The organism is Sphingomonas sp. SORGH_AS_0950, assembly GCF_030818415.1.
Classification (GTDB): Bacteria; Pseudomonadota; Alphaproteobacteria; order Sphingomonadales; family Sphingomonadaceae; genus Sphingomonas.
Genome location: NZ_JAUTAE010000001.1, coordinates 3,925,570 through 3,938,406 on the forward strand (window position 1 = coordinate 3,925,570; position 12,837 = coordinate 3,938,406).

Genomic DNA, 12,837 nt, shown 5'->3' on the forward strand with positions numbered 1-12,837 from the left:
GTGGATGCTGCTCACGCCGCCGCCTTCAGGGTCGAGGCGCGGCAGATCAGCACGCGGCCGCCGCTGATCTTCACCGGCACGGTCGGTGTGCAGCCCTTGTCCTCGCCCAGCGCCTCGCCGGTGGTCAGGCTGATCCGCCAATTGTGCAGCGGGCATGCCACCGCGCCGCCATGGACGATCCCCTGGCTCAGCCGCCCATGCTTGTGCGGACAGCGGTCGAGCAGCGCGAAGACGCTGTCGTCTCCGGTGCGGAAGACGGCGATGTCATCGCCGCCCTCGACCTGCACCGTGCGGCTGCCGCGCAGGGGAATTTCCTCGAGCCAGCCGATATCCAGCCACTCGCCCATCATGCCATTTCTCCCATCATTTCCCTGGCGGGCTGAAAGCGCGCCATCGGTGCATGGATCTCGCGTTCGGCCCCGGCGACCCGCGCCGCCCAGGGATCGTCCTGCGAGAAGCTCTGCGAGAAGAAGAAGCGGCGGGCGAGTTCGGCCCGCGCCTCCTCGTCGGGCAGCAGGCGCGACTGGATATAGGCCAGCCCGACCCGCTCGATCCACGGCGCGGTACGTTCCAGATAGCGCGCCTCCTCGCGATAGAGCTGGATGAAGGCCGCGCACATCTCCATCGCCTCCGCCTCGGTCGCCACCTTGCAGAGCAGGTCGGTGGCGCGGACCTTGATCCCGCCATTGCCGCCGACGTGCAGCTCGTAACCGCTGTCGACGCAGACCACGCCGAAATCCTTGATCGTCGCCTCGGCACAGTTGCGCGGACAGCCCGACACCGCGATCTTGAACTTGTGCGGCATCCACGAGCCCCAGGTCGCCCGCTCCAGCTTGACGCCGAGGCCGGTCGAATCCTGCGTGCCGAAGCGGCACCATTCGGAACCGACGCACGTCTTCACGGTACGCAGCGACTTGCCATAGGCATGGCCGGAAACCATCCCCGCCGCGTTCAGATCGGCCCAGACGGCGGGCAGATCCTCCTTCTTGATGCCGAAGATGTCGAGCCGCTGGCCGCCCGTCACCTTGACCATCGGCGCGTTGAACTTCTCGACCACATCGGCGATCGCGCGCAGCTCCTTGGGGCTGGTGATGCCGCCCCACATGCGCGGCACGACCGAATAGGTGCCGTCCTTCTGGATGTTGGCGTGCATCCGCTCGTTGACGAAGCGGCTCTGCTGATCGTCGACATATTCGCCGGGCAGCGCGCAGAGCAGATAATAGTTGAGCGCGGGGCGGCAGGACGAACAGCCATCGGGGGTCGACCAGTGCAGCTTCTGCATCACCTCGGGGATCGAGCGCATCCCCTGCGCGACGATCTCGCGGCGGACGTCGTCGTGGCCGAAGCTGGTGCATTTGCACATCGTCTTCGGTCCCGCCTCGACCTCGCCGCCCAGGCGGATCGCCAACAGGCTCTCGACGATGCCGGTGCACGAGCCGCAGCTCGCCGACGCCTTGCAGCCCGAGCGGACCGCATCCAGGCTGTGCGCGCCGCCGTCGATGCAGGCGAAGACCTTGCCCTTGGTCACGCCGTTGCAGCCGCAGATTTCCGCATCGTCGGAAAGCGCCGCAACGGCCGCCTTAGGGTCCGCGGAGGCGCCCCCCTGGGCAAAGGCTTGGCCGAAGATCAGCGCGTCGCGAATGTCGCCGACGCTCTCGCCCTTCTTGAGCAGGTCGAAATACCAGTTGCCGTCGGCGGTGTCGCCGTACAGCACCGCGCCGACGATCCGGTCGTCCTTGACCACCACGCGCTTGTAGATGCCGCGCGCCGCGTCGCGCAGGACGATGTCCTCCGCGCCGTCGCCGCCGCCGAAATCGCCTGCCGAGAAGACGTCGAGCCCGGCGACCTTCAGCTTGGTCGCGGTGGCGGTGGGGCGATAGCCTGAGGGCGCGTCGGTCAGCGCATCGGCCAGGCTGCGGCACATGTCCCAGAGCGGCGCGACCAGGCCGTAGACCTGCCCGTCATGCTCGACACACTCGCCGACCGCCAGGATGCGCGGATCGGAGGTGACCATATGGTCGTCCACCTTGATCCCGCGCCCTACGTCCAGCCCGGCGGCGCGGGCGAGCGCGACCGAGGGGCGGATGCCGACCGCCATGACCACCAGGTCAGCGGGAATTTCGCGCCCGTCCTTCAGGCGGATCGCCTCGACCTTGCCGTCGCCGACGATCTCGGCGGTATCGGCGCCGGTCAGCACGGTCTGGCCGCGCGCCTCCAGCGCCTGTTTCAGCAGCCAGCCCGCCGCCTCGTCCAGCTGCCGTTCCATCAGCGTCGGCATCAGGTGGAGGACGGTGACTTTCATGCCCCGCAAGGAAAGGCCATGCGCGGCCTCCAGGCCCAGCAGGCCGCCGCCGATCACGACCGCGCTGCCGCCCCGCTCGGCGGCGGCAAGCATGTGCTCGACATCCTTCATGTCGCGGAAGCTGATGACGCCGGGCAAGTTGTGGCCGGGGCACCGGGATGATGAACGGGTCGGAGCCGGTCGCGATCAGCAGCCGGTCATAGTTCAGCACCATGCCGCTCTTGGCGGTCACCGTCCGGCCCACGCGATCGATCGCGGTGACGGGATCGCCGCTGACCAGGGTGATGCCGTTGCCAGCATACCAGTCGAGCCCGTTGATGACGATCTCGTCGAACGTCTTCTCGCCCGCCAGCACAGGCGACAGCATGATCCGGTTGTAATTCACCAGTGGCTCGGCGCCGAAGATGGTGATGCGGTAGCGGCTGGGATCGCGCGCCAGCAATTCCTCGACCGCACGGCACCCGGCCATGCCGTTGCCAATGACGATGAGGTGCTCGCGGGTATCGGTCGCCGCGACGACGGGGGTGTGTTCCATCAGATGGTCCAGTCCAGTTGGAGCCAGAATTTCTTGGTATCCGCGCCGAAGCGATCCGCCTGATAACCGGCGTAGCGCAGCGAGGCGGTGGTGCGGCCGACCTTGCCCTGCGCCAGCAGGTCGATCTCGTCGCCGTAATGGCGGACCAGACGGTCGCTCTCGAACCGGTGCCAGGTGGCGGACAGGCTGACCGCCTTGACCGCGCCGACCTGCTTCCAGCCCCAGCCGGTGCTGGCATAGAGATCGCGGATGCCGTCGGGTGGGGTGGTGGTGAACTTGTCGGCCCAGCCCTGGAACTTAAAGATCGAGGACAAGGGCGTCTGGAAGCTGGTCAGTGCCTGGCCCTTATCGCCGCCCAGCACCTCATAGCCGCCGCCCAGACGCGGGCCGTTCAAGTCCAGCGCGAGATCTGCCAGCCAGTAATCGGCCGCATAGCGGTTGGGATTGCGGTGATAGTCCGACTGCCGCGCCCAGCTGGCCTGATAGGACAGCTTGGCCTTGCCGATCGGCCGCATGCCCGAAAGGCGCGTGCCATAGGTCTGGCTGGACAGGCGAAAGCCCTGCACCGCCGCCTCGTCCTCGTCGATCAGATAGGCAAAGCCGGTCAGCGTACCGATCGGCGAGGCCCAGCCCAGATTGGCGAGGACGGTGTTGCCGCCGACCGAGCGGGGCCGCACGCCGGTCCCGTCGATGCCCCAGACGGTGCGGACGCCCCAGACATAGCTGACATCCGCCTTCACGCCCTTCACCGGCACGATCTCGGCGCGCACCGCGTCGAAGGTCTGGCCGTTGTTGCGGATCGCGGCCTGGCCGACGAAACGCTCGTCGTCCAGCGTGATGCGCTGCCGCCCGACGGTCAGGGTCAGCGGGGCCGACTTGTACTGCACCTGGGCGCGGTACAGGCCGATGCTCTGCGGATCGCCGATCAGCGGGCGGTCGGCATTCGGGTGGACCCCGTCGAAATAATCGGGCACGATCGCCAGATTGCCCTGCGCCTCCGCCAGGGCCGACCAGCGGCCCGAGGTGGCGGCCACCCCGGTACGGAGGCGGGCGGTGACCGCATCCGAGGTGAGGGGCAGGCCGTCTTGGTCCACCTGCTCCCAGCGCAGCCGGGCATCGACGAGCGGCTTCAGCGTCACCGTCTGCGCGGCGGCCGGGGCCGCGACCAGGGCGGAGCTCGACAGGAGGAAGAGGGCGGGGCTGCGCATCGTCATCAGATCCGCACGCCTTCGGCCGCGCCCCAGGTCCGGCGCCACCGGCCCTTGACCGTCAGCAGCCCGGCCAGCGCGACCAGCGCAAGTCCGGCGAAGATCAGGAAGCCGCCGGAAAAGCTGCCGGTCCACTGCTTGGCGAGACCCAGCGAGGAGGCGAGGTAGAAGCCGCCAATGCCCCCCGCCATGCCGACCAGACCGGTCATCACGCCGATCTCGGCCGAGAAACGCTGCGGCACGAGCTGGAACACCGAGCCGTTGCCGACGCCAAGCGCCAGCATCGACAGGACGAACAGCGCGAGCGAGGCCGCAAACCCGTCGACCATCGCCACGCCCGTCAGCGTCACGGCGGCGGCGGCGAACACCGCCATCAGCGCCTTCACGCCGCCGATCGCATCGGCGAGCGCCCCGCCCATCGGCCGCACCAGCGAGCCCGCAAAGACGCAGGCGGCGGTGGCGTAGCCCGCCTGTACTGGGGTCAGGCCGAAGCGATCGGTGAAATAGATGGGCAGGCTGGCGGCGAGCCCGACGAACCCGCCGAAGGTGACGGCGTAGAAGCCCATCAGCCACCAGGCATCGGCCTGACGCAGCGGCGCCAGATATTCGACGAACCGGCGCGGCGGCGGCGCGCCGGGCGCGTCCTTGGCCATCACCATATAGGTCAGGAAGACGATGCCCAGCGGAATGCAGGCCAGACCCAGCACCGCGTTCCAGCCGAACAGCTTGGCGAGCGCCGGGGCGAACAGTGCGGCGAGCACCGTGCCCGAATTGCCCATGCCCGCCAGGCCCATGGCCTTGCCCTGATGCTCGGGCGGATACCAGCGGCTGGCGAGCGGAAGCGCGATCGCGAAGCTGGCGCCCGCAAAGCCCAGGATGACGCCCAGCGCCAGCGTGCCGCCAAAGCTGCTGACGCCCAGCGCCCAGGCGGAGAACAGCCCGGCGATCACGATGATCTGGCTGATCGCGCCTGCGCGCTTCGGCCCGATCCGGTCGACCAGCAGGCCGTTGACCACGCGCAGGATCGCGCCCGCCAGCGTCGGCACCGCGACCATCACGCCCTTTTGCGCCGGGGTGAGGGCGAGGGTGGCCGAAATCTGCGGCGCGAGCGGCCCGAGCAGCACCCAGACCATGAACGCCAGATCGAAATACAGAAAGGCCGCGATCAGGGTCGGCGTATGTCCGCTCGACCAGAAGCCGCCGTCATCCGCTGCCTTCCCTGTCTTGCTGTCGTCCCAGAATGCCGTCGCCATCGTGCTTTCTCCCCCTGATCCGGGCTCAAACGGAAAAAGCCGCCAGGACGTGGACCCGTGGGTCACATCCTGGCGGCTTCGTTGCCTCCAAGCGGAACGCGCGCCTCAGCCCGCTTCCGCCAGCGTGCTACCCCGTCGTTGGAGCGGCATTCGCTGCTATCTCGTGCCCGACGCCATTGCCGGGCGAATGGAAAATTGCCTGATTCGCGGTCCCGGCGCAAGTCCCTTTCGCAATCGCAGCAATCGATCCTCCCTCGCGCCGGGAAGGGGCGTCAGGGCAATCCCGCCAGATACCCCGGAATGTCATCCGGATCGAAGGCGCGGCCGTCGAAGAAGCGGTCGCTGCCCAGCACCAGCCGTCCCTGCGTCGAGCCCGCGCCGATCGGCTCGACCAGCGCGCCCTCCAGCTTGGAACTGGCGCCCGGCAGCGGCGCGCCCGATCCGGCCAGCGCGGCGCGATAGAGATCGGGGCGGAACACGCCCTGTGCGGTCGCGGCATCCTGTGCGGAGAAGGGCAGCCCCTCCCACCGCACCATCTGGGCATAGAGCCAGGCCGCCTGGCTGCGCCACGGAAAGTTCGCCGCCTCGCGATACTGGAACATGAAGTCGGGATAATGGACCGGCTCGCCGCCGGGTACGACGCGGATGCGGTCGGTGATCGCCCGCAGGACCGCATCGACCGGCGCGTCCAGATATTCGCGGCGCGACAGGATCGTCGCGCTCTGTTCGACCGTCTCGGGATCGACGAAATGCGCGGCCGCCGCGTGGAGCGCGCGGATCAGCCGGAGAACGCCGTCGCGGCGCTCCTCCGCCCGGTCGCCGCGCAGCGCCAGCACCTTCTCCACCCCGCGTCGCCAGATCTGCGCGGTGGCGAGGGCGATCCGGCCCACGCCACGATCGACCGCGATCGAGTTCCACGGCTCGCCGACGCAGATGCCGTCCACCTCTCCGGCGGCCAGCGCGTCGGCGGCGAAGGGCGGGCTGGTGACCAGGATCTCGACATCGGCGTCGGGCCGGATGCCGACCCCCGCCAGCCAGTAGCGCAGCATGTAATTATGGCTGGAATAGCGATGCACCACGCCGAAGCGCAGCGGCCTGCCCGCATCCCGGCGCTGTTCGGCCACACCCTTCAGCGCCGCGCCGATCGCCACCGGATCGCCTAGCGTCTCGCCCAGGCCCACCGCCTCGCCCAGCGCGGTCGAAAAGGTAATCGCATTGCCGTTCAGGCCCAGCGCGAAGGGCACCGCCATCGGCACCGCCGGACGGTCGCGCCCCAAGGCGGTGGAGATGGCGAGCGGCGCGACCAGATGCGCGGCGTCGGTATGGCCATAGAGCAATCGGTCGCGCACCGCCGCCCAGGTCACGTCGCGGACCAGTTCGATCTCGACCGCCTCGGCCTCGGCAAAGCCCAGTTCGCGCGCAAGGATGGGCAGGGCGGCATCGACCAGCGGCAGAAAGCCGATACGGAACGTCTCGGCGGTCATGGCAGGTCTCCCATCAACTGCTCGCTGGTCACGATCGCCTCGGCCACGTCGGCGATGCGGCGGTTGGTGGTCATGGCATGGCTGCGCAGCAAGGCATAGGCGGCGGGTTCGTCCAGCCCGCGCCGCCGCATCAGGATCGCCTTGGCCCGGTCGATCACCTGCCGGTCGGCGAGCGCGGTCCGCGCCTCGGCCAATTCGGTCTGGAGCCGGGAAAAGGCCTGGAAGCGACGAACGGCCAGGTCGAGGATCGGCTTGATCCGCTGCTTGGCCAGGCCGTCGACGACATAGGCGGACACGCCCGCATCGACCGCCGCCATCGTCGCCTCGGGCTCCGACTGGTCGACGAACATCGCGATCGGCCGGTCGAGCGCGCGCGACATGGCGAAGAAATCCTCCAGCACGTCGCGGCTGGGATTTTCGAGGTTGATCAGGACCACCTCGGGCGCGGCGCGTTCGACCTGCGCGGCCAGCGGCCCGCCGGGGTCGATCACCACCAGATCGGTCAGCCCTGCCTCGCGCAGCCCGTCCGAGATGATCGCCGCGCGCGTGCTGCTGGTATCGATAATCGCGATCCGCATGACGGCTTAGTGCCGCGTCGCCGGGCGTGCGACAAGAGGGGCAGACGCGATCCCGCGGCCACGGGCGAAAGCCGCTTGCCATCGCATATGTCGGACTATATCGCTGTCATCAATAGCCGGACAAAATCACGGCTTTATCATGGGAGGACGCCAAGCATCATGCGCCAGCCGCGCCGATTCCGGAGCCTGTGCGCCTTGCGTCCTGCGCTGCTGGGCATGGCCCTGCTTTCGATGCCCATCGATCCCGTCGCCGCACAGGACATGGCCCTGTCGGGCGATGTGGTGCCCGCCCATGATCCGGTCCTGATCCGCGAAGGCTTGGATTATCATAGCTATTCGACCGGGCAGCGGGACCGGGTGCCGCTGGTCGCGCGGCGGTCGCGCGATCTGCGGCACTGGACCGCGTTGCCGTCGCCTTTGACTGCCATCCCCGACTGGGCGCTGGCGGCGGTGCCTGGCGCGCGCGAGATGTGGGCGCCCGACATCGCGCGGGTCGGGGGCCGCTACCGGCTTTATTACTCGGTGTCGCGCTTCGGTCGGCAGCAATCGGTGATCGGGCTGGCGACCTCTGCCACGCTCGATCCGGCGAGCCCGGCCTATGGCTGGCGCGATGAGGGGCTGGTCGTCGCGTCGAAGGCGGGCGACGCCTATAACGCGATCGATCCCGCCTTCGCCCGCGACCGGCAGGGGGGCGAGTGGCTGGCCTTTGGCAGCTTCTGGGGCGGCATCCAGCTGATCCGGCTCGACCCGCGCACCGGCAAGGCCATGCCCGGCGCGGTCCCGAAACCCATCGCACGACGCGGGCCGGGCGAAGGGGCGGGCGGCGCGAATGCGATCGAGGCGCCGTTCATCGTCGATTATGGCGGCTGGTACTGGCTGATCGTCTCGTTCGACCTATGCTGTCGCGGCGTGAAGAGCAGCTATCATCTGGCGGTCGGGCGGTCGCGCGCGATCGAGGGGCCCTATGTCGACCGCGCCGGGCGCGCGATGCTGGATGGCGGCGGGACGGTGCTGTTGCAGGCGGATGCGGCGGGGCGCGACCGGTTTCGCGGGCCGGGCCATGCCGGTGTCCTGCACGATCGCGGCGGCCGCGACTATCTGATCCATCATGCCTATGACGCGGCGGCGGGGGGAGCCCCCACGCTGCGCATCGCCCGGTTGCGCTGGGACGCGGCGGGCTGGCCCTTCATCGGAAAGGAAAACCCATGACCCAGATCGAGATGACCCGGCGCGCTCTGGTCGCGGGGGGCGCCGCGCTGGCCGCCGCGCCGCTTCTGGCGCGGGCCGGTGCCGCCGGGGGCGAGCGGGTGCGCAATCCGTTGATCCGCCAGCGCGCCGATGCGCAGATCGCGCTTCAGGACGATGGGCTCTACACCTTCATGGCCTCGGTCCCCGAATATGACCGGGTGGTGCTGCGCCGGGCAAAGACCATCGCCGGGCTGGCGACCGCGCCCGAAACGGTGCTCTGGCGGCGGCCCGCATCGGGTCGGATGGCGGGGCATATCTGGGCGCCCGAAATCCATCGGATCGATGGCCGCTGGTATGTCTATGTCGCGGCGGGTGACGGCGGCGACGTGTTCCATATCCGCACCTATGTCCTGCAATGCGACGGTGCGGACCCGGTGACCGGCCGCTGGTCGGTGCTCGGCCAGCTGGAGACGCCGTGGGATACGTTCACGCTCGATTCGACCAGCTTCGTCCATCGCGGCACCCGCTATCTGGCCTGGGCGCAGAAGGAGCCGGGGATCGACACCAATTCCAACCTGTATCTGGCGCCGATGGCGACGCCGACCACGCTGGCGGCGCGGCCGACCCGGCTGACCGTGCCGACGCTGCCTTGGGAGATACAGGGGTTCAAGGTGGCCGAGGGGCCCGCGCCGCTGATCCGCAACGGCCGCATCTTCATGACCTATTCGGCCAGCGCCACCGATGCGCGCTATTGCATGGGCATGCTGACCGCGCGCGACGATGCCGACTTGATGGACCCCGCCGCCTGGACCAAGTCGCCCGAGCCGGTGTTCCGCACCGACGCCGCGCGCCACATCTATGGTCCCGGCCACAACAGCTTCACCGTCGACCGGGCGGGGGGCGATGTGCTCGTCTATCACGCGCGCGATTATGAGAAGATCAGCGGCGATCCCCTCTACGATCCCAATCGCGATACGCGCGTCCAGCGTTTCGGCTATCGCGCCGATGGGACGCCCGATTTCGGACGGCCGCTGGTCAATGGTCCGACCTTGGTATGATTCGGGTCATTAAGACCGACAAGTCAGGCCAGTGTCCGCCTTTCCGGGTTTCGCCTGGGCGGACTTGAACTAGTGGCGACGGATCAATCGCATGAGCGATTGTTCGCGCTAACATGCCGTTGCCCTCCTTGTGCCCTGGTGTTGCGGAAAATCAACGGACTACATCGTCTTTCATAATTCGTTCATCAACGGCTTGACGATCACGAAGGATAGTCAGACAAATGCTCCCGAAGGTGACACCGAAAACTCGGGTCCGATGAGGGGAGAGGTTATGAAGCATCACATTCTGCTGCTGTCGGTCGCACCGATCGCGCTGCTGGCGGCGCCCGCCCAGGCGCAGACCGCCGCACCCGCGACCAAGGCCCAGACGACCGATCCCAACGCCCCGGTCGAGGCGCAGACCGCCGTCGGGATCGAGCAGGATCTTTCCGAAGTCCCCAATCGCAGCCCGGTCCAGGCCTCGACCACCGGCCTGGAGGACGATCAGGCCGATCCCCGCGACATCGTCGTCACCGGCTACCGCGCCAGCCTGGGCAGCGCGCAGGCGATCAAGCGCAACTCGGATGCGATCCTCGACGCCATCGTGGCGCAGGACATCGGCAAGTTGCCCGACAATACGGCGGCCGAATCGCTGGCGCGCGTGACCGGCATCCAGGTCAGCCGGTACAGCGACGAAGTGACCCAGGTGCTGGTCCGCGGCCTGCCCGACGTAGCGACGACCTTCAACGGCCGCGACATCTTCACCGCCGAAGGCAGGCGGGTTGCGCTCCAGGATTTTCCGGCGGGCGCGCTGGCGGGTCTGGAAGTCTACAAGTCGGGGACAGCCGATCTGCTCGAGCCGGGGCTGGCGGGCCTCATCAACGTGCGGTCGCGCCGCCCCTTCGACTTCGAAAAGGGGCTGACCGTCGCGGGCGGCGTGCGCGGAACCTATAACGACCAGACCAAGAAGTTCGACCCGCTGGGGAATCTGCAGATCAGCCAGCGGGCGGATACCGCGATCGGCGAGATCGGCTGGCTCATCAACGCCGCCTATACCCAGGCCCAGTATCGCAACGCGGTGCGCTGGGGCGAGAACAACTCGGCAAAACCGTCGGACGGCGTGACCGTCCTTCCGAGTTCGGTCGGGCGCAATTTCGAGATTCCGACGGCGATCGGGGTGTATAATGACAGCGGCAAACGCTGGCGCCCCGCTGTCAACGCCAGTGTGCAGTGGCGTCCGGCCCACAATCTCGAACTTTATTATGATTTCCTTTACCAAAGCTATCGTGGCGAGATCGCGAATGACTGGCTCCGCGTCCCGCTGCTCGACAGCAATCCGACACTCAGCAACATCGTGCTTCGCCCTGGCCAGTCGGCACAGGTTGACAGCCTGACGAAGACCGGGGGCTTCCGTCCCGAAGCCTATCGCAGCACGGTCAAGGGATATACCGATACCTATCAGGTCGCAGGCGGAGCGAAATGGGATATTGGCCGGGCGCATCTGTCGACCGATCTGGCCTATACGACGTCGCAATATGGCTCGGATGAGTGGAGCTTCGACACGGCATTTGCCAAGTCGCCGACCGCTGATGTCCGCTTCTTCGTCAATGACGGCATTTCGTTCGATCTGCCGGGCTTCGACGCCACCAATCCCGCCAACTATATCTGGCGCGGATATTTCGAAGCCACTTACCGGGTGAAGGGGAAGGGGTGGCAATGGCGCACGGATCTGGACCTGGAAACGGATGTGTCGCTGTTTCCCCGGCTGCAATTCGGTTTCCGTTGGACGGATCGCGATGCGTCGCTGCGTCGGGGCAATCGTTATGCCTCGACCGAACCGCTCGCCATCGGGCTGGCCGACACCCCGACAGGCGATCTGGCGTTGACCCAGAACGCCTTTCGTGGGGACCAGGGTTTCACCAGTTGGCTGATGCCGACGCGCGAGGGGATCGCCGGCAATGCCGCCCGGTTACGGCAATTCTCCTTTGAAGCCCTTCAACGGCTGGTCGCCGGAAACCCCGATAATACCGGCTATCGCGATGCGTTGAACCGCTTTGCGACGCCGGAAGTCCAACTCGATCCGTTGCAGGCCTTTCTGGCGGATGAGCAGACCTATAGCTTCTATGGGCAGGCCAAATATGAATTCTATCTGGGTTCGGTCCGCTTCGACGGCCTGATCGGCACGCGCATCGTCAATACGGTGGGATCCTATCGCGGTGTGTCCAGCGTCGAGTTCAATGGCGTTCGGCGCAGCGAACCGCGTTCGACCCGTGCCAACTATGTCGACGTCCTACCCAATGTCTCGCTGCGCATTCGTCCCGACGACAAGCTGCAAATCCGTTTCGGCATCACCAAGACGCGGACCAAGCCCGAATTCGGACAACTTAACCCGGCGATCAACATCACGCAGAATACGGCTGCGGTGGTGCCGGGCGCGGTGGAGGATACGCGGTTCGGTCCGGGGTTGCGCGGACGGCCTGATGCCTATGGCAGTGGCGGCAATCCCGGCCTGCAGCCCCTGACCTCGACCAATTACGACATGTCGGTCGAATATTATTTCTCGCCGACCGCGTCGGTTACGGCAGCGGTCTTCTATCGCGATCTCAACGGCTTCATCAGCAATTATACCAATCGCGTGATCGATCCGGTCTACGGCCTGCTGGAAATCTCGCGTCCGGAAAATGCAGGCGCGGGCCGGATCAAGGGCATCGAAGTGGGCGGCCAGACCTTCTTCGACTTCCTGCCGGGACTGTGGAGCGGGTTCGGCATCCAGGCCAATATGACGTATCTCGACGGCAAGCAGCGTTATCCCGCCAATCTGTTCGTCTCGACGGGCGGGACGACGCAGCCGCCTTTCGTCGCCATCCCCAATCTGTCCAAATGGACCTACAACATCGCTCTCTTCTATGAAAAGGGGGATGTCTCCACCCGCTTGTCCTTCAACAATCGGGACGCGTTCCTGAACGGGAATTTCTTCACCGCGGACGGTATCTATCAGGGGGAAGGGACGACGCGGATTCAGCGCCTGGACTTCGGGTTCAACTATAACATCACCAAGGAAATCACGATCGCGTTCGATGTCGCGAACCTGCTGGCCAAACCCTTCAACAATTATCGCCAATATGGCGAGGGACTGGTCTATCCGCGCGATGTGCGCGACGAAGGCCGCTATTATGGCGTAGGCGTCCGCTTCCGCTTCTGACAGCCGACCCGCCTGGCCGACAGGCATGGAAAACCCCGCCGATCGGCCGA

General features: G+C 66.9%; 8 protein-coding genes and 1 pseudogene. 3 read left to right on the forward strand and 6 right to left on the reverse strand.

The window, feature by feature from the left end:
• Window positions 1-11 precede the first annotated feature (11 nt).
• The 6 genes and pseudogenes from nirD to QE385_RS17885 form a co-directional block, all read right to left on the reverse strand.
• On the reverse strand, window positions 12-350 hold the full coding sequence (nirD, locus tag QE385_RS17860; protein ID WP_307104160.1) for a nitrite reductase small subunit NirD: 339 nt from the start codon (window positions 348-350) through the stop codon (window positions 12-14).
• Window positions 347-2,837, reverse strand: a pseudogene (gene nirB / locus QE385_RS17865) (nitrite reductase large subunit NirB). The gene nirD and the pseudogene nirB overlap by 4 nt, the downstream one beginning before the upstream one ends.
• On the reverse strand, window positions 2,837-4,051 hold the full coding sequence (locus QE385_RS17870) for an alginate export family protein (protein ID WP_373424697.1): 1,215 nt from the start codon (window positions 4,049-4,051) through the stop codon (window positions 2,837-2,839). Before QE385_RS17870 ends, nirB begins: the two are co-directional and overlap by 1 nt.
• Window positions 4,051-5,298, reverse strand: coding sequence for a NarK/NasA family nitrate transporter (locus QE385_RS17875; protein ID WP_307104162.1), 1,248 nt, complete (start codon window positions 5,296-5,298; stop codon window positions 4,051-4,053). Before QE385_RS17875 ends, QE385_RS17870 begins: the two co-directional genes overlap by 1 nt.
• 272 nt (window positions 5,299-5,570) lie before the next feature.
• Entirely contained in the window at window positions 5,571-6,782 is a 1,212-nt protein-coding gene (locus QE385_RS17880) for an ABC transporter substrate-binding protein (RefSeq protein ID WP_307104164.1), read from the reverse strand.
• Window positions 6,779-7,360 (reverse strand): ANTAR domain-containing response regulator, encoded by a 582-nt coding sequence (locus QE385_RS17885; RefSeq protein ID WP_307104166.1) that lies wholly within the window; start codon window positions 7,358-7,360, stop codon window positions 6,779-6,781. Before QE385_RS17885 ends, QE385_RS17880 begins: the two co-directional genes overlap by 4 nt.
• A 231-nt stretch (window positions 7,361-7,591) precedes the next feature.
• Between QE385_RS17885 and QE385_RS17890 the strand changes: the two genes are divergently transcribed.
• The 3 genes from QE385_RS17890 (at window position 7,592) to QE385_RS17900 (ending at window position 12,787) form a co-directional block, all read left to right on the forward strand.
• Window positions 7,592-8,569, forward strand: coding sequence for an arabinan endo-1,5-alpha-L-arabinosidase (locus QE385_RS17890; protein ID WP_307104168.1), 978 nt, complete (start codon window positions 7,592-7,594; stop codon window positions 8,567-8,569).
• Complete coding sequence (locus QE385_RS17895) at window positions 8,566-9,606, forward strand: glycoside hydrolase family 43 protein (RefSeq protein WP_307104171.1); 1,041 nt, start codon at window positions 8,566-8,568, stop codon at window positions 9,604-9,606. The genes QE385_RS17890 and QE385_RS17895 overlap by 4 nt, the downstream gene beginning before the upstream one ends.
• 271 nt (window positions 9,607-9,877) lie before the next feature.
• Window positions 9,878-12,787, forward strand: coding sequence for a TonB-dependent receptor (locus QE385_RS17900; RefSeq protein ID WP_307104173.1), 2,910 nt, complete (start codon window positions 9,878-9,880; stop codon window positions 12,785-12,787).
• Window positions 12,788-12,837: the final 50 nt, after the last annotated feature.